Consider the following 21,050-nt stretch of genomic DNA (forward strand, 5'->3'; position numbering starts at 1 on the left):
TCCGTTCAGCTGGAGGCACCATCCCACATGTGGCCCCCCATCGGGCCGTGCCCGCCGCCGCCTCGGTGCATGCCGCCGACCTGCTCATGGTGCTCCTGCATCTCGGTCCGGTGCTCCTCACGCCGGGCCTGCATCTCCTCGGAGTCCCACATCTCCTGGCACTCCTCGGGCGCCCACGCGGGCGGCCCGTCCTGCTGGACGGAAGGCTCGGGGTCCGGCGTCACCTCGGTGCTCGCGAACGCCACCCCCGGCACCCCGATCGCCGCCGCGAGGCCCACGGCCACCAGCGACCTTCTCACTGCCGTCCTCATCGTCATCACCTTCGTCGTTCCCCGGGTCCTCCCGGCTGGTTCCAGCGTCCCGCGGGAGCGTGTCGCCCCTGGCGCGGGCTCCGTGAAGATCGTGTGAAGGTGCCGTCCCGGCCGTCGATCAGGCGCGGCGGGCCACGACCACCGCGTCGAGCACGGTGGCACCGTCCTCGCCGACGGCGCGCGGGACCCGCTCGGCCCGCACCAGCTCGAGGCCGGGCCCTGGAAGGGCAGCGAGGTCCGCGAGGACGTCCTCAGCGGTGAAGAGGACGGCGGAGTCCATCAGGCCAGGGAGAGGAACAGTTTCTCGAGCTTCTTGACGTCGAGGGTCTCCTCGCCGTCGGACTCCACCAGGCACTGCCGCATGCCGGAGGCGATGATCGCGAACCCGGCCCGGTCGAGCGCCTTGCTCACGGCGGAGAGCTGGGTGACGACGTCGGCGCAGTCCTTGCCCTCCTCGAGCATGCGCAGGACGCCCGCGAGCTGCCCCTGGGCGCGCTTGAGACGGTTGATGACCTTGCCCATGTCGGTCGGGTCGAGCTCCATGCCGCCTCCTCCTCCGCGTCGCTTCTCCGAAGGATACCCGGCCGGGTAACCGGGGATCCCCTGCTGCGCCACGCTCACGCCGTCAGCGCTCCGAGCGCGGCGCGCAGGCGGGCGGCTGCGTCGTCCGCGACGGCGGCGAGGGCGGGGTTGCCCGTCACGCCGACCATGACCTGCGGGTCGAGCGCCTCGACCACGACGGCGCCGTCGCCGCCCCGCACGACGACGTTGCAGGGCAGGAGCAGGCCGATCGACTCCTCCGCCTGCAGCGCGCGGTGGGCGAGCGGCGGGTTGCACGCACCGAGGATGACCTGGGGGGCGATGTCGACGTCGAGCTTCTTCTTGAGGGTGGCGGCCATGTCGATCTCGGTGAGGACGCCGAAGCCCTGCCCGGCGAGCGCCTCGCGGACCGCCGCCACCGCGGCGTCGAACGGCTGGTCGAGAGTGACGGAGATTCCGTAGGTCATGAGCTTCCTTTCGTCGGGCGAGCGGCTTTCCGCCGGCGCGCCGGTCGTGGCGGGGTTCAGGCGTCGGACGACGCCGGCTGGCGGGACGCGAGCTGCGAGCGCACCTCGTCCATGTCGAGCTCGCGGACGGCGGTGAGGACCTGCTCCAGGGCGGCCGCCGGCAGCGCGCCGGGCTGCGAGAAGACGAGGATGCCGTCCCGGAACGCCATGAGCGTCGGGATGGACGAGATGCCGGCCGCGGCGGCGAGGTTCCGCTCGGCCTCGGTGTCGACCTTCGCGAAGACGACGTCGGGGTGCTTCTCCGACGCCTTCTCGAACACCGGCGCGAACATGCGGCACGGACCGCACCAGGCGGCCCAGAAGTCGACCAGGACGATGCCGGGCCGGGTGACGACGCGCTCGAAGCTGTCCTCGGTGAGGTGGATGGTGGACATGTCTCTCCTTGGTGGTCGCTGTCTCATACCCTGGGGGGTATAACACCGAGGGCGCCAGCCTATTCCCCGGCCATTCCGGAGCCAGCGGCGGCGGCGCCGCGAGCGGGACGGTGGTCCCACCACGACCGCACTCGCCTCCGGGAATATTGATACCCCCACGGGTATTGAGACTCTGACGAAAGGACCACTGTGACCACATCACCCACCCCCTCCCTGCTCGACCGGCTGAAGTCCCTGTTCGGCGGCTCGTCCGACGGCCGCCTCGGCTCGACCGTGACCGCCGCGCGCGCCGTGGAGCTCGTCCGCGAGGGCGCCAGCCTCGTCGACGTGCGCGAGAAGGCCGAGTGGCGGTCCGGCCACGCGCCGCAGGCCGTGCACATCCCGCTCGCCGACCTCGAGAAGGGCGCTCGGCGCCTCTCGCAGGACCGGCCCGTCGTCGTCATGTGCGCCTCGGGCATGCGCTCGCGCACGGGCGCGAAGCACCTGCGCTCGCTCGGCTTCGACGCCACCAGCGTCTCCGGCGGCATCGGCGCCTGGCAGCGCGCGGGCGGGGCGGTGCGTCGGTGACCGCCTCACGGCGCATCGTCGTCGTGGGCGGCGTGGCCGGCGGCATGAGCGCGGCGGCCCGTGCCCGGCGGCTCGACGAGCACGCGGACATCGTGGTGCTCGAGCAGGGGGACTTCGTCTCCTTCGCCAACTGCGGGCTGCCGTACCACCTCTCCGGCGAGATCGACCGGCGCGACTCCCTGCTCCTGCACACCCCCGCCACCCTGGCGTCCACCCTGAACCTCGACGTCCGCACCGGGCACCGGGTCACGGCGATCGACCGTGACGCGAGGGAGGTCACCGTCCAGACGGCCGAGCGCACGTACCGCCTGCCCTACGACGCGCTGCTGCTCGCCCCCGGGGCCACCGCGGTGCGCCCGCCGGTCGAGGGGCTCGACCACCCGGCGGTGCACGCGCTGCGGGTGGTGCCGGACGTCGACGCGCTGCGCGCCACCGTGGACGGGCTGCTCGCGAGCCGGGACGACGGCGACCGGGCCGCCGAGCCGCCCACCGCCGTCGTGGTCGGGGCAGGGTTCATCGGGCTCGAGGCCGTCGAGGCGCTGGCGGCCCGCGGCCTGCAGGTGCACCTCGTCGAGCTCGCCGACCACGTCCTGCCGCCCCTTGACGCCGAGCTCGCCCCGCTGCTCGCGGAGGAGCTCGCCTCCCACGGCGTCCGGCTCCACCTCGGGGCCGGGGCCCGGAAGATCAGGCCGGCAGCCGAGGCCGCGGACTACGGGGAGGAGACGGTACGCCCGGCGGGTCCCGTCGTCGTCACCCTCTCCGACGGGGACGAGGTGACCGCCGATCTCGTGGTGGTCAACGTCGGCGTGCGGCCCGCCTCCGCCCTCGCCCGGGAGGCGGGGCTGGACCTCGGCCCCTCCGGCGCCATCCGCGTCGACGGCGACCAGCGCACCTCCGACCCGCACATCTGGGCGGTCGGTGACGCGGTCGAGGTGGTCCAGGCCGTCACCGGCGCCACCGGGCCCGTGCCGCTCGCCGGGCCGGCGAACCGTCAGGGACGCCGCGCGGCCGACTCCATCTGCGGGCGGCGGACCACCCCGCAGGCCCCGGTGCTGGGCACGGCCATCGTGCGGGTGTTCGGCCTGACGGCGGCGGTCACCGGCGCCAACCAGGCCACGCTGCGCCGGGCGGGGATCGACCACGAGGTCGTGCACGTCCACCCGGGCCACCATGCGGGCTACTACCCGGGGGCCGAGCAGATCCACATCGTCGCGAGCTTCGCCCCCGACGGGTCGCTGCTCGGCGCGCAGGCCGTGGGCCGCGCCGGGGTGGACAAGCGCATCGACGTCCTCGCGACGGCCCTGCGCGCCGGGATGGGGGCGGACGACCTCGCCGAGCTGGAGCTCGCGTACTCGCCGCCCTTCGGCTCGGCGAAGGACCCGGTGAACATGCTGGGCTTCGTGGCGCAGAACGTCCTCGACCGCACCATGCCCCAGTGGCAGGCGTGGGAGCTGGACGAGGTCCGCGAGGGCACGCTCGTCCTCGACGTGCGCTCGCGCGGGGAGTTCGCAGCCGGTCACCTCGACGGCGCCCTGAACATCCCGCACACCGAGCTGCGCGACCGCCTCGACGAGGTGCGCGACGCCGCCGGCGGCAGGCCGGTCAGCGTCCACTGCGCCTCGGGCGTGCGCTCGTACCTGGCCACCCGGATCCTGCGCGGCGAGGGCGTCGACGCCCGCAACCTCTCCGGGGGCTGGCTCACCCTCACCGCGGTGCACCCCGAGCTGCTGGAGGACGTCGCCGTGCGCGCCTAGCATGGGTGGTGAGGACGTGAGGACCATGGGAGCACGTCGCACCGCCGCGAGCCGGTCTCTGACCGGCGTGCTGAGCCTCCTTGCGGTTCTGGCCGGCGTGGTCTCGGCGGTCCTGCTGGCCGGGCCGGCCTCGGGCGCGCCGAGGCCGGACGACGCTCCCCGGGTGCTGGTGACGACCCTCGCGACGCCAATCACCCCCGTCGTCGCCGACCACGTCTCCGACGGCCTCCGGCGCGCGCGCGAGGCGGGCTACGACGCGTACGTCATCGAGCTGGACACGCCCGGCGGTCTCGTCACGGCCATGCGCGAGATCGTCGGCGACATCCTCGCGAGCGAGGTGCCGGTGGTCGTCTACGTCTCCCCCGCCGGTGCCCGTGCCGGCTCGGCGGGCGCAGTCATCTCCCTCGCCTCCCACGTGCTCGTCATGGCGCCGGGAACGACCGTCGGCGCCGCGACGCCGGTGGGCCTGGAAGGGGAGGAGGTCTCCGACAAGATCGTCAGCGACGCGGCGGCCCAGGCTGTCGCCCTGGCGAACCTCCGGGGCCGGGACGCCGGGTTCGCCGAGGACATCGTGCGCGACGGGCGCAGCGCGACCGTGGAGGAGGCGGTCGAGCTGGGGGTCGCGGACGGGCGGGCCACCGACCTCGCCGGCGCGCTGCGGCAGGCCGACGGGCTGCTCGTCACCGTGGCCGGCGAGCGGGAGGTCACCGTGCGGACGGCCGGTGCGGTCGTCGAGCGGCAGGACCTCGGGGCGTTCCGGCGGGTGCTGCAGGTCCTCGCCGACCCCAACCTCACCTTCCTGCTCCTGACCCTCGGCACGCTGGGACTGATCTACGAGCTCGCCACGCCCGGCGTCGGCGTCGCGGGCTCCGTCGGCGCGGTGGCGCTGGTCCTCGCCCTCTTCTCGCTGTCCGTGCTGCCGGTGAGCGCCGTGGGCGTCCTGCTGCTCGTCGTCGCCGTCGCCCTGTTCGTGGCCGAGGCCCTGGCGCCGGGGGTGGCGGGGTTCGCGTTCGGCGGTGCCGTCGTGCTGGTGCTCTCCGCGCTCTTCCTCTTCGACTCCTCGGAGGGCGTCTCCGTCGACCCCGCCGCCGCCGTGCCGCTGGCGGTCGTGCTGGCCGTCGCGGCGGTCCTGGCGGGCAGGGTGGTGCTCCGCACCCGTCACCTGCCGTCGACGGCGACGGGTGCCGACCTGCTCACGGGCCGCACCGTCCTGGTCGACGAGACCGACGGCACCACCGGTCGCACGTTCACCGAGGGAGCCTGGTGGTCGGTGCGCAGCACCGGACCCGCCCTCGTGCGGGGCGGTGCGGTGAGGGTGGTCGGACTCGACGGTCTCACCCTGCTCGTCGGGCCGGCCGCCGCCGCTGGCGAACCCGCGGCCACGGCCGGTCCCACCGGACGCGGGGACGACGCCGGAGCCTCCGCCGTCGTCGACCCGACCGTCACCCCCGGACCCGCCGTCGTCGTCGACGAGCCGGTGGTCCCGGGTCCCGCACTCGTGGACAACCCCGGCCGGGGGACCACATCAGGGAAGGACTCGTCATGAGCACCGCACTCCTCGTCGGTCTCGGCGTCGCCGCGCTCGTCCTGCTGGCGCTCCTCATGGCCGCCGTGCACGTGCTGCCCGAGTACGAGCGCGGGGTCATCCTGCGGCTCGGGCGGATCCAGCCGCTCAAGGGGCCGGGACTGATCTTCATCATCCCCGTGGTCGACCGTCTCACCCGGGTCAACCTGCGCACCCAGACCTACGACGTCCCGCCGCAGGACATCATCACCAGGGACAACGTGACGGTCCACGTCAACGCGGTGACGTACTTCAACGTCGTGGACGCCATCCGGTCCGTGCTCTCCATCGACGACTACCGCTTCGGGACGCAGCAGATCGCCCAGACCACGCTGCGCTCCATCCTCGGCCAGACCTCGCTCGACGACCTCCTGACCAAGCGCGACGAGGTCAACCAGCGCCTGCAGCACGTCATCGACTCGGTCACCGACCCGTGGGGCGTGAAGGTGACGATCGTCGAGGTCAAGGACGTCATCCTGCCCGAGGGCATGCGCCGCGCGATGGCCCGCCAGGCGGAGTCCGAGCGCGACCGGCGCGCCAAGGTCATCCACGCGCTCGGCGAGAAGGAGGCCGCCGCCAACCTCGGCGACGCCGCCCTGGTCCTCGAGGCGCACCCCGCCGCCCTGCAGCTCCGGCTCCTGGGCACCCTGCTCGAGCTCGGCTCGGAGAAGAACTCGACGATCGCGTTCCCCATCCCCATGGAGTTCCTGCGCACCCTCGACACCCTGCGGCCGCCGGCCGCGGCCGGGGAGGCGGGCCCCACCGTCGCGCCGCCGCGCACCGTCCCGCCCGACATCGCCCCGCCCGCCGCGGCGTAGTTCGGGGCGGGCCGGGCCGCAGCGTAGGCCGGGCCGGGCCGGGCCGGGGGGTGCGGCCACCGCCGCCCTGCCCCCGCCCTACGCTTCGACCATGAGCACCACCTCACCCGCCCCGCGCACCGACCCGAACGCGTGGCCGCCGCCGCAGTGGGAGCTGCGCCTGCGCGCCCGGGAGGTGGAGCTGCCCGAGTGGGCGGAGGACGCCCCGGACCGCGCCGTCGTCGTCGCGACGGACCGCGGCGTGCTCCAGGTGCACTCCTTCGAGGCCTCCACCGGCCGGCTCGTGCCCGCCACGGACCGGTCGCAGGGCACCACCACGTGCGCGATCGACCCTCGCGGGGCGTGGGTGTGGTGGTTCGACGACACCGACGGTGACGAGTTCGGCCGCTGGCGGCGCCAGCCGTTCGGCTCCCCGCCGGGCCAGGGCGTGCAGGACCCCGTCAACCTGCCCGACGCCTACCCCGCCGGCCTGCTCCTCGCGCGGGACGGGACCGCCGTCGTGGGCCGAACCGACGACGGCGGCACCACCGTGCACCAGGTGGTCGTCGGCGGCACCGGGCACGGCACCGACACCCCCGTGCTGCTCTACCGCCACCCGAACGACGCCGTCGCCGCGGCCCTCTCCCACGACGGCAACCTCGTGGCGATCGAGCACTCCGAACGCGGCGACAACCGCCATCCCGCGCTGCGCGTGGTCCGCACGGACACCGGCGCGGTCGTCGCCGACCTCGACGACGGGCCGGGCAAGGCCCTCAGCGCCATCGACTTCGCCCCGCTCGACGGGGACCTGCGGCTCCTGGTCGGGCACGAGCGCCGCGGCCGGTCCGAGCTGGCGATCTGGGACCTGGGCACGGCCCTGGTCCGGGACGTCCACCTGCTCGACGGCGCGGGCGACCCGCTACCCGGCGAGGTGACCGAGGCGTGGTGGTACCCCGACGGGCGGACGCTGCTCGTGGCCGTCGACCACCACGCCCGCACGCGCCTCCACCGGCACGTGCTTGCCACCGGCACGACCACCCCGCTCGGACCGCCGGACGGCTCGGTCGCCGAGGCGGGGCCCCGGCCCGACGGCGACGTCTGGCTGCGGTGGTCCTCCGCGGCCCGCCCGCGGCAGGTGATCTCCGCCGCCACCGGCCGCGAGGTGATCAGCGCCGGCGGGCACCGGCCCGCGCCCTCCGTGCCCGTCCAGGACGTCTGGGCCGACGGCCCCGGCGGCCGCGTGCACGCGCTGCTGCGCGTGCCGGGGTCCGGCTCCGCGCCGTACCCGACCGTCGTGGACGTGCACGGCGGCCCGGCCTGGCACCGCTCGGACTCGTTCTCCCCGTACCTGGCCGCGTGGGTCGACCACGGCTTCGCCGTCGTCTCGGTGAACTACCGCGGGTCCACCGGCTACGGCGCGGCCTGGCGCGACGCGCTCGAGGGCCGGGTGGGGCTGACGGAGCTGGAGGACATCGCGGCCGTCCACGACCACCTGGTGGCCGACGGCGTCGTGGACCCGAGCCGTTCGGTGCTCGTCGGGGCGTCCTGGGGCGGCTACCTCACCCTGCTCGGCCTGGGGGTCCAGCCGGAGCGCTGGGCGCTCGGCCTCGCGGACGTGCCGGTGGCCGACTACGTCACCGCGTACCACGAGGAGATGCCGGACCTGCAGGCGTTCGACCGGTCGCTCTTCGGCGGGTCGCCCCAGGAGGTGCCCGAGCGCTACCGCGAGTCCAGCCCGCTGACCTACGTGGACCGGGTCCGCGTGCCGGTCCTGATCACGGCCGGCCGCAACGACCCGCGCTGCCCGCTCGGGCAGATCGACTCCTACGTCGGCGCGCTGCGAGCGCGCGAGGACCACGACGCCACGGTCGAGCTCTACACCTACGGCGCCGGGCACGGCTCCGTCGTCGACGACGAGGAGGTCTCCCAGCTGCGGCGTCAGCTGGACTTCGTCGCACGCCACCTGCCGGCGGGCTGATCCACCGGGCGCACCGCCGTCGTGAGCGGGACGGTCACGGTCCGGGTCAGCCAGGACCGTCCGTCGCGGACGTCGCCCTCCCCGACCTCGACCCGCGCCTCACGTCCGTCCACCACGAGCGTCATGACGCCGTTGACGAACCACGGGCCGTTGTCGATCTGCCACCTGATGCGCACGTCGTCGACGCCGGCCGAGCGGGCCATGCGGTGCCACAGCCGCCGGAGCGGGGCCCACTCGATGGCGGTGTAGGCGACCCGCAGCGGGGTCTCCATGGGGTTGCGGAAGGGGGACTGCGTGAGCTGGTGGACCGCGGTCGCCGGGTGGGGCACGGGCAGCCGCGCCCGGGCGGTGTAGGAGCAGTGCACGTCCCCGGACAGGACGAGCACGCTGGCCGGCGGGTTCGCGCCCTGGGTGACCTCGACCAGCAGGTCGGTCAGCTGCTCGAACGAGCCGCGGAAGGCCGCCCAGTGCTCGAGGTCGACGAGCCGGCGCAGCCACTCCCCCGCCCGCGCCACCACCGGACCCCAGGTGCGCCGGGAGGTGACGGCCTCGTTCCAGCCCTGCACGTGATGCATGCCCTCCGGCAGCAGGAACGGCAGCGTGGTGCCGATGAGCAGGTGCTCGAGGTTGTCGACCTGCACGTGGTCGAGGACCCACTGCCACTCGACGTCGTCGACCATCGCCCGGTCCTCCGGCTCGAGCCGGCGTGAGCAGCGCGAGTCCACCACCACGAGGCGGATCTGGTGCTCGTCCGTGCCGAAGTCCCGGAAGAAGCTCCAGCGCGCCGTCGTCGGCTCCGCGTCGGTGCGGAAGGCGAACTCGTCCAGGGCACGGGTGCGGGCGCCGTCGTCGGCGGTCGAGCGGACGGTCGCCCACATGCCGTCCTCGGCGAGCTCGCCCGGAGAGAGGTTGCCGAGGTGCTGGTACACCCAGTACGAGGCGAACGCGCCGGTGACCCGGCCGCGCCACCACTCCTGGGCGGTGGCCCACCGGCGCCAGGACAGCGAGGAGTTCCAGTCGTCGCGGAGGTCGTGGTCGTCGAGGATCATGGCGCTGGGCACGGTGGAGAGCAGCCAGCGGACCGCGTGCGGGGACCACGTCTCGTGGTAGAGCCAGGTGTACTCCTCGAAGTCCCGGACCTCCGCCTTCACGGCCCGGGACCCGCCGTCGTGGGCCTCCTTCAGCCGTTTCGTCAGCTCCGGCGAGGGGTCGTCGGCGTAGATCTGGTCGCCCGCGAGAAAAAGCGCGTCGGGCCACTCCTCGTGCGGGGTCAGGACCATCCGCTCGGCGAGCCCGGCGAGGGCGTCGACGCCGAACGCGCGGCGGGCGCGGCGGTCGTCCGGGGCGCACCGGCGGCAGGACCCGAACGCCAGCCGCAGCGACTCGTCGGGGCGGATGGTGCGGATCACGCTGGGCGGGTACGGGCTCCCCGGCTCGGGCCACACGCGGCGGCCGTCCACCGCGACCTCGTAGGGAAGCTCCGACGACGGCGGCAGCCCGGTCAGGGCGAGGAGCGCGTAGTGGTGGCCGTGCACCGACCAGGTCCGCTCCACCACGCTGCGGTCGTCGGCGCGGAGCTCGACGAAGCAGGGCCCGTCCGTCTCGACCCAGACGGTGGCGCTGGTCTCGTCGACGTGGCGCAGCAGGGGGCCGAGGAGCAGGCGTGGCGAGTCCACCGTCGGGCGGCGGTCCGTGGGGGCTTCGGTGCCCATGTCAGGAAACGGTAGTCCCCGTGCCCCGGGTGCGCCGCTGATCGAGCTCCGGGTACGGGACCGGCGGTCAGGCCGTGACGGTCCGCGGCGTCGCGCCCTGGGCGAGCCCGGCCACGATCGTCCCCAGCATCCGCTCGAACTCGGCCTGGTCGCCGAACCCCGCCTGCAGGGGCGCCAGGGCGGCAAGGGTCGGGTGCTGGGACGGGTCGAACGCCGGCGGGGCTGCGGCCCCCGCCCCTTCCGCGCCCGCGGCGGGTTGACCGTCCGCGCCCGTACCAGTGCCCACCGTGGCGAGCAGGTACCCGTTGAGGAACCCGAAGAGCACCATGGGGGCGTCCGCCACCGCCTGGTCCGGGATCCCGGCGCGACGCATCGCCGCGGTCAGTCGCTCGATGGCCTCGAGGGCGGTCGCCGAGGTCTGCGCCCGGGTCGCCAGCAACGGGAAGATGCGGGGATGGCGTCTCGCCATGTCGCGGTACTCGCGAGCCATCGCGAGGACGATGTCCCGCCAGTCGTCCGGCCACTGCCCGGCGGCAGAGGAGGCCTCGGTGAGGACGGCTTCGGAGACGGCGTCCAGCAACGCGGCCTTGCCCTTGATGTGGTTGTAGATCGACATCGGGTCGACGCCGAGCTCGGACGCCAGGCGCCGCACTCCGAAGGCGTCCAGTCCCTGGCGGTCGACGAGGTCCACCGCCGCCGCCGTGATCCGCTCGCGGCTCAGCCCGGCCGGTCGGCCCCGTGCACGTCTCGCCACACTCACCCCTGCCGTAAACGCCTTGCAACCTACACCGTAGGACCCTACTCTACCGATCGTTACCTACAACGTAGGTTATCGACCGCCGGCACGCCGCGGGCGCTTCGTCCTCAAGGAGACAGTGCGATGGCAGACAGTGCGACGACAAGCAGTGCGACGACAAGGAGTGCGACGAGCAAGACCCGTCCCGAGCGAGCAGCCCTCGGCGCGATGTACGTGGGCCTCGCGCTCACGGTCGTCGCGGCGATCACGCCCTACATCGACCGGGCCACCGGCAACCTGCTCGCCACCCATCTCCGGGCCGGCTACCCCTCCTACACGCAGGACCGCGTCGACAGCGCCGTGACGACCTGGCTCGTCTACCTGTCGGTCCTCGGAGCGCTCGGCCTCATCACCTGGCTCGTCACCATCTGGGCCGTGCGGACGGACAGGAGGTGGGCGCGCCCGGTCACCACCCTGGTGCTGGCGCTCGGCCTCGGCGTCGGCCTGTTCAACCTGCTTGTGACGGACACCTCCGGAGACACGGGCCTGCCGCTGCTGCTCGGTTCGGTCGGGATGCTGCCGTCCTTGGCCGGCCTCCTGGCGGTCACGCTGCTGTGGAGGGGAGGGCTCCGGCGGGCGCCGCGCCGCGGACCCGCGGAGCGTGCCCTGCCGTCCTCCTCGGCTTCCTGACGCACACGCCGCCCCGCTCGTGACGCCCGAAGGCACCGGCGGGCTGCCATGCTTCCGCCATGGCAGCGCAGCAGACGACGTCGTCCGTCGGGAGAGGCCTTCCGGGCCGGTTCGAGGGGCGGCGCCTTGCGTGGCTCGCCGTCGGGCTGGGCGTCCTCGCCCTGGTGCTGGCCGTCGTGGGCCTCGCGGCCACGGTCGTGCGACCGCAGCTGGCCCCGGGAGCCTCCAGCGGCGCCTTGGGGACGACGCTGACGGCGACCGCCGAGACGTACACGTTCACCGACCCTGACGAGGCCGCCGCGGTCTACTCCGTACGCAACGCCGGGCTGCTACCGGTCACCGTGCGGTCGGGAGCCCTTGAGGACGGGGGCGTCGTCGAGGTCCTCGACGCCGCGGCCGAGTCCCTGGACGCTTTCGACGGCCCCGCGGTGCCGTCACGCACGGTTGCCGCGGGCGAGGAGCTGGCGGTGCGGGTGACGGCGGCCTGGCCGCGTTGCGGGGCCTTCGCGCCCGGCTCCGGAGTGGTGCGCACCGAGATCACCGTAGCCACCACCGTTCTCGGCGTGCACGGGAGCGCCGTCGTGGAGCTGAGCCCGACGCTCGAGCTGCGGGCCACGGCGCCGGTGGAGCCGGCCGACGACTGCGAGGGCGTCCTGCACGCGGGCGAGGGCGAGGGCCGTTGAGCGAGGGCCCCTGAGCGAGGGGCCACCGAACTCCACGCTTGAGGACACCCCTCCTCGAGAATGCCCTAAGTCCCCATCGAGACGCACAGACGGGCACTTAGGGCATGGTCTCGACAGTTGAGGTGCGGCTGGCCTCCGACCCCCGTCAGCACCGTCCGACCGCCCTGGCACCGCGACTGTCAGCCAGACCTCTTCGATCGTCCTGGTGCCCTCGTCTCTCCTGGTGCCCATCTGTCGAGCGCGCGACGGACCGTCCGAGCGGATCACACCCGGAACAGAAGCCTCGCGAGCCGTGAACCTCAACAGGCGTGCCTCACCGTGCAAGATCAGCAGGTTCTGGCGACCCCGATCATGCAGCAACGCCTCCGGCGCCTCGTGGAACTCCCGGCCGTCGAGCTCAACGAGCAACCAGGTGCCGCCGTCGAGACGCCATCCCATGTCACCGCGGCCGAGCAGACGTCCGTGGTCGTCGAAGATCTCCACCTAAAGTTCGTCGGGTGGCAGGCCGCCCTCGATGCAGTCCACACGGCCGAAGCTCTCGAGCGGCGACTCAGCTCTGCCGTCCGCCTCCGACCACCACTCGTGCGTCCGGGCCACCCCGCGCCGACCGCGCGCGAGCAGATGAGCCCGATCGAGACAGCGCAAGTCGATGAGGCCCCTCCGGAGCATGGAGTCCATGACCGCGACGGCGTTTCGGTGCGGCAGCTCCGGTACGGCCTGCGCGAGCGCCCACTCCGGCGCAGCAACGCGGAATCCACCCACCAGCACGGTGCGCATGCTTGAGTCGAACTGCCGCACGACGACGTCGACGGAACCGTCAGCGTTCGGTGACGCCGCATTCAGCGACGGTGTGCACGAGTTCAGCGTGACGGGTGGACGCCCGGCCGGTGTCGACGGCCTGCGCCTCTGAGCGCCGTAGACGGCCACCTCGGACGTGCTGGTCGGCGGAAGCCCTTCCGCTCCCAGCAACACGAGTGCGCTGGCGCCCACCGCCACAGCCGTGTCGCAGCAACCCGGTCAGCGCCGTCCTGCGCCGACGCTCCGGCCAGCTGCGGGGCCGAGCGGGGGCGACGTCAAACACGCCGCGGCACACGCGCGACCAGGCACCGGAGTGACACAGGCGGCGCCGGACCTGCGCGGTGACACCGTGCTCCTCGGCCTGCCTCGCCGACACCAGCCCGCACTGATGGTCAGCGAGGCGCATGAGCTGCGACGGGACGACACGGGTCACCTCGCCAGGGGACCATCTCATCGCCGACAGCAGACCGCGCCCTCGCGGCACCTGTGGAGGTGACGTCACCGGAGCGCCTGGGGACGACCGGCTCACGGCGTTCGCCTTGCCCGAGCGTCCGGGTGCCGAGTGCCGAGTGCCGAGTGCCGAGTGCCGAGTGCCGAGTGCCGAGAATGCCCTAACTGCGCATTCCGGGTCGGGAACGAGCAGTTAGGGCATTCTCGCGCGGCGGGGGCGGCGATGGGTGGGAACCTCGACGCGTCAGGCGGTGACGAGCTCCTTCGCGAGCAGCTCGGCGATCTGGACCGCGTTGAGAGCGGCGCCCTTGCGCAGGTTGTCGCCGACGACGAACATCGCCAGCCCGCGCCCGCCGGGCACCGACTGGTCGGTGCGGATACGGCCGACGAAGGTGTCGTCGGCGCCGGCGGCCTGGAGCGGCGTGGGGACGTCGGCGAGCTCGACGCCGGGGGCGTCGGCGAGCAGCTCGCGGGCGCGCTCGGGGCTGATCGGCCGGGCGAACTCGGCGTTGACGGACAGCGCGTGCCCGGTGAAGACGGGCACGCGCACGCAGGTGCCGGCCACGGCGAGGTCGGGCAGCTCGAGGATCTTGCGCGACTCGTTGCGGAGCTTCTGCTCCTCGTCCGTCTCCTCGGAGCCGTCGTCGACGATGGACCCGGCGAGTGCGACGACGTCGAACGCGATCGGGGCCACGTACTTCTGCGGCTCCGGGAAGGCGACGGCGGAGCCGTCGAGCGCGAGCCCGGTGAGGTCCTGCTCGACGGCGGCGCGGACCTGGCCCTCGAGCTCCTGGACGCCGGCGACGCCGGAGCCGGAGACGGCCTGGTAGGTCGAGACGACGAGGCGCTCGAGACCCGCCTCGGCGTGCAGGACCTTGAGGGTGGGCATCGCGGCCATCGTGGTGCAGTTGGGGTTGGCGATGATGCCCTTGGGCCGGTCCGCCATCGCGTGCGGGTTGACCTCGGAGACCACCAGGGGCACCTCGGGGTCCTTGCGCCATGCGGAGGAGTTGTCGACGACGACCGCGCCGGCCGCCGCGAAGCGCGGGGCGTGCTCGCGGGAGGCGGTGGCCCCCGCGGAGAAGATGGCGATGTCGATGCCGGCGAGGTCCGCCGTCGCCACGTCCTCCACGACGACGTCCTGGCCGCGGAACGGCAGGGTGGTGCCGGCCGAGCGGGCCGAGGCGAAGAACCGCACGGTCTCGGCCGGGAAGTCGCGCTCCTCGAGCAGCTGGCGCATGACGCGCCCGACCTGCCCGGTGGCGCCCACCACCGCGACGGTGACGCCGTTGCTGTTCTGGCTCATCGGCCCGTCCCTCCGTAGACGACGGCCTCGGACTCCTCGGAGTCGAGGTCGAAGGCGGTGTGGACCGCGCGCACGGCGGCGTCGAGGTCCTCGATCCTGGTGACGACGGAGATGCGGATCTCCGAGGTCGAGATCATCTCGATGTTGATGCCGGCCTTCGACAGGGCGCCGAAGAGCTTGGCGGAGACGCCCGGGTGCGAGCGCATCCCGGCGCCGACCAGCGAGAGCTTGCCGATCTGGTCGTCGTAGCGGACCTCGGTGTACTGCAGGGTGTCCGCCGCCGCCTCGATCGCGCGCATCGTGGCGCGGCCGTCGGCCTCGGGCAGGGTGAAGGAGATGTCCGTGCGGCCGGTGCGCTGCGTCGAGATGTTCTGGACGATCATGTCGACGTTCGCCTCGGCGCCGGCGACGACCTCGAACAGCTTGGCGGCGATCCCGGGGACGTCTGGCACGCCGACCACGGTGATCTTGCCCTGGCTGCGGTCGTGGGCGACGCCGGAGATGATCGGGTCTTCCATGGCTTCCTCCTTCGCCTGGCCATCGACGGGGATGTCGGTGACCCAGGTGCCTTCCTTGTTCGAGAACGACGAGCGCACGTGCAGCGGCACGCCGTAGCGGCGGGCGAACTCCACCGCCCGCAGGTGCAGGATCTTCGCGCCGTGCGCGGCGAGCTCGAGCGTCTCCTCGTAGGTGATGCGCTCGACCCGCCTGGCCGCGGGCACGATCCGCGGGTCGGCGGTGAACAGGCCGTCGACGTCGGTGTAGATCTCGCAGACGTCCGCCTTGAGGGCGGCGGCGAGGGCGACGGCGGTCGTGTCGGAGCCGCCGCGGCCGAGCGTGGTGACGTCGTTGAGCTCGTTGACGCCCTGGAAGCCGGCGACGATGGCCACCTGCCCGGCGTCGACCGCCTTGCTGATCCGCTCCGGGACGACGCCGACGATCGATGCCTTGCCGTAGCGGGTGTCCGTGCGGAGCCCGGCCTGCTGGCCGGTGTAGGAGCGGGCCTTGACGCCGAGCTCGTGGATCGCCATCGCCAGCAGGGCCATCGAGATGCGCTCGCCGGCCGTGAGGAGGATGTCCATCTCGCGCGCCGGCGCGTCGTCGGTGATCTGGCCGGCAAGGTCGAGCAGGTCGTCGGTGGTGTCGCCCATGGCGGAGACGACCACGACGACGTCGTTGCCGGCCTGCTTGGTCTCGACGATGCGGCGAGCGACGCGCTGGATGCTGGCGGCGTCGGCGACGGACGAGCCGCCGAACTTCTGCACGACGAGGGCCACGGGTGGTTCTCCGGACGTCTGAGGGGGACACGCGTTGGGGTACGCACGCCGGCCGCCGTCGGCAGCCGGGAGGACTGCCCCAGTGTAGGGACGTCTCATTCCCCGGGCCCAGCGCGATCCGCATGGCGGACCGGCCGGGCGGACAGTTTGCCCGCCGTCGCCGTCCGGTGGCGTCAGTGGCGCGATCCTGCCGTTCCGGGTGGGGCGTGGCCGGGACGACGGCGGACCGGGGTGCTCCGGCCGGGGTTTCTGATGACCAAGATCACCCTCGGTGCGGGCGGCTCACGGCCAGTACTGCTGGACCGTCTGGTAGCCCAGACGCAGCACCAGGGCCCCCACGACGACGACGAAGATCACCCGCACGAAGCCGCTGCCCCTCGCCACGGCCATGCGCGCGCCGATGTAGGCACCCACGAGGTTCGCAGCGCCGACCGCCAGGCCGAGGCTCCAGATCACCGCGCCGTGCGGGACGAAGAACACCAGCGCGCCGGCGTTGGTGGCGAAGTTGACGATCTTGGCGATGGCGGACGCGGGCAGGAAGGCGTAGCCGAGGACCCCGACGAGGGAGATGACCAGGAAGCTGCCGGTACCGGGCCCGAGCAGGCCGTCGTATGCGCCGATGAGCAGGCCGAGCCCGACGGCGGTCCCCACGTGCCGGTTCCCCTCCCACCGCAGCTGGGTCCGGCGGCCCAGCGACGGCTTGGCCAGGGTCCAGGTGGCGACGGCGATGCAGGCGACCAGGATGATCGGCGTGAACGCCTGCGCCGGGATGCGGCTGGCGACGGCGGCACCGCCGACGGCGGCGAGGAACGCCGCCACGGCCATGGGCGTCGCGGTGCGCAGGTCGGGGCCGACCCGGCGGTAGTAGGTCAGCGCGCTCACCGAGGTCCCCATGATCGAGCCCACCTTGTTGGTGGCGAGGGCCTGCACCGGTGTCATGCCGGGGACGAGCAGGAGCGCGGGGAGCTGGATGAGCCCCCCGCCGCCCACCACCGCGTCGACCCAGCCGGCGGTCAGCCCGGCGAGCACGAGCAGCAGGATGGTCAGGGCGTCGATCTCGAGCACGTGGGCCATCCCACCATGCCGGTGACGTGGTCGTTCACCACGCCGGGCGCGTCGCGCGCCCGGGCCGGGTCAGGCCTCGATGCGGCGGCGGCCCTCGAAGGCCCGGCCGAGGGTCACCTCGTCGGCGTACTCGAGGTCGCCGCCGACCGGCAGTCCCGAGGCGAGACGGGAGACCGCGATGCCCATGCCGCGCAGCATGCGTGCGAGGTAGGTGGCCGTCGCCTCGCCCTCGATGTTCGGGTCGGTGGCGAGGATGACCTCCTCGACGGTGCCGTCCGCGAGCCGGGTCATCAGCTCGCGGATGCGCAGGTCGTCGGGCCCCACGCCGTCGATCGGGTTGATGGCGCCGCCGAGCACGTGGTACTTCCCCCGGAACTCCCGGGTGCGCTCGATCGCGACGACGTCCTTCGCCTCCTCGACGACGCACAGCACGGCCGGGTTGCGGCGCGGGTCGGTGCAGATGCGGCACTGGGCGTGCTCGGAGACGTTGCCGCACACCTCGCAGAAGCGGACCCTGGCCTTCACCTCCGTGAGCGCGTGCGCGAGGCGGGTGACGTCCTCGGTGTCGGCCGAGAGGATGTGGAACGCGATGCGCTGCGCACTCTTGGGACCGACACCGGGCAGCCGCCCCAGCTCGTCGATCAGATCCTGAACCGCACCTTCGTACACGCGTGCCAGCCTACGGCGCGCCCGGGCCGTCGGCGGACACGGTGATCTCCTCGATCACTGTGCCGCCCAGGACCTGCGCGACGAGGGGGGCGCCGACCATCCCGGAGCCCTCGGCGTCGGGGTCGTCGCGCGAGGGGGTGTCGTCCGCGAGGGCGACGGTCGGGCGGTGTACGGGCTCGGGAGCGCGCCGCGCCGGGGCCTCGGCGGCCGAGGGCGCCGTGCCGCGGGCCGACGCCGGCGCCTGGCCGCGGGCAGGCTGCGGCGCGGGCTCGGCGGGCGAGGGAGCCGAGCGGTCGTAGGCCTGCGCAGGCTCGCCCGGGTCCTCCTCGACCGGCTCCGGGGGAAGCGGGTAGTCGGTCTCGTGGCCGGCGGCGACCGACGGCGCCGACGCCGCCGCCGCACGCGTCGCGGGCGTCGCCCAGGCCACGGCCGGTCCGGCCACCGAGCCTCCGCCCGCGGGCCCGGCACCGGCGGCGCGCCCGTCCGGCACGGGGGCCTGCGGAGTGCGCTGCGGTGACGTGGCCGGGCTGGCCCAGCTGGTCCGGGCGTCGGCGACGGCGGCGGACGGGGTGTCCGCGGTCGCCGGGCTGCTGCCGGTGGGCGCCGGGCTGACGGACGGGCGTGCCGGGCCGCCCCCGGCGCCGCCGTCGTCGACGACGCCCTCGACGCGCAGGCGCACCCCGAGCGTCTCCGCCAGCGCACGTTGCACCTGGTCCGCGTGGGCGCCGGAGCGGAAGGCGGTCGCGAGCCCGGGCGTCCTGAAGAGCAGGTGCAGCGCACCGTTGGAGACCTCACCGGCCTGGGCGTTCTGCGACACGAGCGCCCACGTGCTCCGCTTGAGGCGGGCGAGCATGTCGATGACCTCGGGCCAGCGGCGCCGGATCATCTCGGCGTCCGCCCCGGTCTCCGGCTGCTGCGCCGCGGGGACGGCGGCGGGATCCGTGGGCTGCGGAACGGGAGCCGGACGCGTAGGAGCGGGAGCCGCGGGCTGCGGAACGGGAGCCGGACGCGCGGGGGCGGGAGCCGTGGGCTGGGGACCGGGAGCCGACGGCTGCGCGGGGGCCGGCGGTTCCTGCGCCGCCGGGGCCTCCGGTTGCGGCGCCTGCCCGACCTGGTGTGCGTGTGCATCGTCGGCCTGCGAGGGCTCGGCCGCCTCCCGGGTCGGCGCGGACTCCTGCGCGGCGAGGGCGGCGGATGCCGGCGCAACGGGCGCAACGGGCGCAGCGGGCGCAACGGGCGGCGCAGCCGGCGCAGATGCCCCCGGCGCCTGCACGGCGGGCGTGCGGTGCGGGACTGCGGCCGGCGGCAGGCCGGCCGGCGCGAGGGTAGCTCCGCCGTCGACGATCTGACGCTCGAGCCGGTCGAGGCGGGCGCCGTACCCGGCGTCCCCCTCGTCGGCGCCGGGTAGCAGCAGGCGCGCGCAGAGCAGCTCCAGCTGCAGGCGCGGGGAGGTGGCCCCGCTCATCTCGGTCAGAGCGTCGTTGACGAGGTCGGCGGACCGGGAGAGCTGCGCGGCCCCGAGGTGGTGCGCCTGGGCACGCATGCGCTCGAGCTGGTCCGCGGGGACGCCCCGCAGCGCGGCGGCGGCGTGGTCGCCCGCCATGGCGATGACGACGAGGTCGCGCAGCCGCTGGAGGAGGTCCTCCACGAAGCGCCGCGGGTCGTGGCCCGTCTCGATGACGCGGTCGACCACCCGGAACAGGCTGGCGCCGTCGCGGGCCGCGAGCGAGTCCACGACGTCGTCGAGCAGCGCGGAGTCCGTGTAGCCGAGCAGCGCCACCGCACGCTCGTAGTCCAGGCCCGTCTCCTGAGCGCCGGCGAGCAGCTGGTCGAGGACGGAGAGGGTGTCACGCACGGAACCGCCCCCGGCCCGCACCACCATCGGCAGCACCCCGCCGCCGACCCGCACCCCCTCGGACGCGCACAGCTGCTCGAGGTACGCGAGAAGCTGCTCCGGCGGGACGAGCCGGAACGGGTAGTGGTGGGTGCGGGAGCGGATCGTGCCGATGACCTTGTCCGGCTCCGTCGTCGCGAAGATGAACTTGATGTGGGCGGGCGGCTCCTCGACCAGCTTCAGCAGCGCGTTGAAGCCCTGCGCCGTGACCATGTGGGCCTCGTCGAGGATGAAGATCTTGTAGCGGTCCCTGGCCGGGGCGAAGCTGGCCCGCTCGCGCAGCTCCCGGGCGTCGTCGACGCCGTTGTGGGACGCGGCGTCGATCTCGACGACGTCGAGCGAGCCCGGCCCGCCGCGCGCCAGCTCGACGCACGAGGGGCAGGTGCCGCACGGGGTGTCGGTGGGTCCCTGCTCGCAGTTCAGGCAGCGGGCCAGGATGCGGGCCGACGTCGTCTTGCCGCACCCGCGGGGGCCCGAGAAGAGGTAGGCGTGGTTGGCCCGGTCCGCGCGCAGCGCCGCCATCAGCGGCTCGGTCACGTGCTCCTGGCCGATGACCTCCTGGAAGGTCTCCGGCCGGTAGCGGCGGTACAGGGCTGTGCTCACGCCCCGAGGTTAGCCGCGCGCACCCACACCTGGCACACACCCTCGTCAGGACTGTGCACAGCCGGCCGCCGCATCGCGGCAGGCATGCAAGGACCCCCCGTGCACCCGCCAGAGCTCACCTACCCTTGCTGCCTTCCGGCCCTGGGGGAGTTCGGCAAGATGACGCCGCACGAGGGGTCGCCGGACAGTCTAACGGACCGCCGGGGCTGTGTGCGTACGGTGACCAAGGCCACCCCTCCACCCTCCCGCCCGTGGTCGAGGCCTCGCGCGCCGTCGGGTAGTCTCGTCACTCGAAAGTCCGCCGCGAGGCGTCTTTCCCCAGGAGGATTCGCCTAGTGGCCTATGGCGCACGCTTGGAAAGCGTGTTGGGTTAACGCCCTCGGGGGTTCGAATCCCCCATCCTCCGCTCACAACCCGGACCCTGCAGGGTCCGGGTTCTGTCGTTCCCGGCCCGGTCGTTCCCGGACGACGACGGCGCCGCCGGGTGGCAGCAGCGCCCGCACCACACCCCCCGGGGGCGTGCGTGACACGCCGGCGTGTCGTATCTCACGGTCGATCTTTCGGCACCGTTCCGCCCCTCCCGCGAACCCGCCGTCCCCAGTCCGTGATCGAAACGTGACATGGGGGCGGGGGACGCGCTAGCGTCTGGACCGCTTCACGAACCCTCCTCGTGGAGTGTCCGGGCGGGATTGCCGAACCCTGCCGCCGTCCGGAGTCGGAGCGAGATCCCGCGGCAGGGACGGGGGACCCAAGTG

At 73.7% G+C, this 21,050-nt stretch carries 20 protein-coding genes, 1 tRNA gene and 1 other RNA gene; 8 read left to right on the top strand and 14 right to left on the bottom strand.

All coding sequences use genetic code 11. From position 1 onward, the window contains the following. Positions 1 to 5: 5 nt before the first annotated feature. The 5 genes from ABD774_RS18125 to trxA all read right to left on the bottom strand — a co-directional run bounded on the left by ABD774_RS18125 (position 6) and on the right by trxA (position 1,752). Entirely contained in the window at positions 6 to 311 is a 306-nt protein-coding gene (locus ABD774_RS18125; protein WP_345044331.1) for a hypothetical protein, read from the bottom strand. A 118-nt stretch (positions 312 to 429) separates the two neighbouring features. Continuing rightward, complete coding sequence (locus tag ABD774_RS18130) at positions 430 to 591, bottom strand: hypothetical protein (protein ID WP_345044333.1); 162 nt, start codon at positions 589 to 591, stop codon at positions 430 to 432. Next, the gene (locus ABD774_RS18135) at positions 591 to 854 is read right to left on the bottom strand and encodes a metal-sensitive transcriptional regulator (RefSeq protein WP_345044335.1); all 264 of its coding nucleotides are present in this window, start codon (positions 852 to 854) and stop codon (positions 591 to 593) included. The genes ABD774_RS18130 and ABD774_RS18135 overlap by 1 nt, the downstream gene beginning before the upstream one ends. A gap of 74 nt (positions 855 to 928) precedes the next feature. Then, positions 929 to 1,318, bottom strand: a complete 390-nt coding sequence (locus ABD774_RS18140) for a DUF302 domain-containing protein (RefSeq protein ID WP_345044337.1) — start codon at positions 1,316 to 1,318, stop codon at positions 929 to 931. 56 nt (positions 1,319 to 1,374) lie between these two features. Further along, the gene (trxA, locus tag ABD774_RS18145; RefSeq protein WP_345044339.1) at positions 1,375 to 1,752 is read right to left on the bottom strand and encodes a thioredoxin; all 378 of its coding nucleotides are present in this window, start codon (positions 1,750 to 1,752) and stop codon (positions 1,375 to 1,377) included. Between the two features lie 189 nt (positions 1,753 to 1,941). On the opposite strand from trxA, the gene ABD774_RS18150 reads away from it, so the two are divergent. The 5 genes from ABD774_RS18150 (at position 1,942) to ABD774_RS18170 (ending at position 8,412) form a co-directional block, all read left to right on the top strand. Further along, complete coding sequence (locus tag ABD774_RS18150; protein WP_345044342.1) at positions 1,942 to 2,319, top strand: rhodanese-like domain-containing protein; 378 nt, start codon at positions 1,942 to 1,944, stop codon at positions 2,317 to 2,319. A gap of 44 nt (positions 2,320 to 2,363) precedes the next feature. Continuing rightward, a complete protein-coding gene (locus tag ABD774_RS18155) occupies positions 2,364 to 4,073 on the top strand; it encodes an FAD-dependent oxidoreductase (protein WP_425554599.1) in 1,710 nt (569 codons plus the stop codon). Between the two features lie 25 nt (positions 4,074 to 4,098). Continuing rightward, on the top strand, positions 4,099 to 5,619 hold the full coding sequence (locus ABD774_RS18160; protein WP_345044347.1) for an NfeD family protein: 1,521 nt from the start codon (positions 4,099 to 4,101) through the stop codon (positions 5,617 to 5,619). Continuing rightward, complete coding sequence (locus ABD774_RS18165; RefSeq protein ID WP_345044349.1) at positions 5,616 to 6,455, top strand: slipin family protein; 840 nt, start codon at positions 5,616 to 5,618, stop codon at positions 6,453 to 6,455. The genes ABD774_RS18160 and ABD774_RS18165 overlap by 4 nt, the downstream gene beginning before the upstream one ends. Positions 6,456 to 6,546: 91 nt before the next feature. Further along, positions 6,547 to 8,412 carry a S9 family peptidase gene (locus ABD774_RS18170; protein WP_345044351.1) on the top strand — a complete coding sequence of 622 codons (1,866 nt, stop codon included), beginning with the start codon at positions 6,547 to 6,549 and terminating at the stop codon, positions 8,410 to 8,412. On the opposite strand, the gene ABD774_RS18175 is transcribed toward ABD774_RS18170, so the two are convergent. Together ABD774_RS18175 and ABD774_RS18180 are read right to left on the bottom strand one after the other, a co-directional pair. Further along, positions 8,373 to 10,124, bottom strand: a complete 1,752-nt coding sequence (locus ABD774_RS18175; protein WP_345044354.1) for an alkaline phosphatase D family protein — start codon at positions 10,122 to 10,124, stop codon at positions 8,373 to 8,375. The two genes, ABD774_RS18170 and ABD774_RS18175, sit on opposite strands and share 40 nt — an antisense overlap. A gap of 67 nt (positions 10,125 to 10,191) precedes the next feature. Then, complete coding sequence (locus tag ABD774_RS18180; protein ID WP_345044356.1) at positions 10,192 to 10,878, bottom strand: TetR/AcrR family transcriptional regulator; 687 nt, start codon at positions 10,876 to 10,878, stop codon at positions 10,192 to 10,194. 126 nt (positions 10,879 to 11,004) lie between these two features. Here ABD774_RS18180 and ABD774_RS18185 point away from each other — a divergent pair, with 126 nt between their 5' ends. Continuing rightward, positions 11,005 to 11,550 (top strand): hypothetical protein, encoded by a 546-nt coding sequence (locus tag ABD774_RS18185; RefSeq protein ID WP_345044358.1) that lies wholly within the window; start codon positions 11,005 to 11,007, stop codon positions 11,548 to 11,550. Between the two features lie 59 nt (positions 11,551 to 11,609). Further along, positions 11,610 to 12,233, top strand: coding sequence for a hypothetical protein (locus tag ABD774_RS18190; protein WP_345044364.1), 624 nt, complete (start codon positions 11,610 to 11,612; stop codon positions 12,231 to 12,233). A gap of 483 nt (positions 12,234 to 12,716) precedes the next feature. Here the strand turns inward: ABD774_RS18190 and ABD774_RS18195 are convergent, their stop codons facing one another. From ABD774_RS18195 to ffs, 7 genes are all read right to left on the bottom strand, one after another. Continuing rightward, positions 12,717 to 13,160, bottom strand: a complete 444-nt coding sequence (locus ABD774_RS18195) for a hypothetical protein (protein ID WP_345044367.1) — start codon at positions 13,158 to 13,160, stop codon at positions 12,717 to 12,719. A 565-nt stretch (positions 13,161 to 13,725) separates the two neighbouring features. Beyond that, a complete protein-coding gene (locus ABD774_RS18200) occupies positions 13,726 to 14,787 on the bottom strand; it encodes an aspartate-semialdehyde dehydrogenase (protein ID WP_345044369.1) in 1,062 nt (353 codons plus the stop codon). After that, on the bottom strand, positions 14,784 to 16,064 hold the full coding sequence (locus tag ABD774_RS18205; RefSeq protein ID WP_345044372.1) for an aspartate kinase: 1,281 nt from the start codon (positions 16,062 to 16,064) through the stop codon (positions 14,784 to 14,786). Before ABD774_RS18205 ends, ABD774_RS18200 begins: the two co-directional genes overlap by 4 nt. A gap of 282 nt (positions 16,065 to 16,346) precedes the next feature. After that, on the bottom strand, positions 16,347 to 17,138 hold the full coding sequence (locus ABD774_RS18210; RefSeq protein WP_345044374.1) for a sulfite exporter TauE/SafE family protein: 792 nt from the start codon (positions 17,136 to 17,138) through the stop codon (positions 16,347 to 16,349). A gap of 60 nt (positions 17,139 to 17,198) precedes the next feature. After that, positions 17,199 to 17,798 (bottom strand): recombination mediator RecR, encoded by a 600-nt coding sequence (gene recR, locus ABD774_RS18215; RefSeq protein ID WP_345044377.1) that lies wholly within the window; start codon positions 17,796 to 17,798, stop codon positions 17,199 to 17,201. A gap of 10 nt (positions 17,799 to 17,808) precedes the next feature. Continuing rightward, positions 17,809 to 20,295 (bottom strand): DNA polymerase III subunit gamma and tau, encoded by a 2,487-nt coding sequence (locus tag ABD774_RS18220; protein WP_345044379.1) that lies wholly within the window; start codon positions 20,293 to 20,295, stop codon positions 17,809 to 17,811. 85 nt (positions 20,296 to 20,380) lie between these two features. Further along, an RNA gene (ffs, locus tag ABD774_RS18225) (signal recognition particle sRNA small type) lies at positions 20,381 to 20,477 on the bottom strand. Between the two features lie 139 nt (positions 20,478 to 20,616). Between ffs and ABD774_RS18230 the strand changes: the two genes are divergently transcribed. After that, positions 20,617 to 20,701, top strand: a tRNA-Ser gene (locus ABD774_RS18230). Positions 20,702 to 21,050 lie beyond the last annotated feature (349 nt).

This window comes from Georgenia daeguensis (assembly GCF_039537705.1).
GTDB classification, from domain to species: Bacteria; Actinomycetota; Actinomycetes; order Actinomycetales; family Actinomycetaceae; genus Georgenia; species Georgenia daeguensis.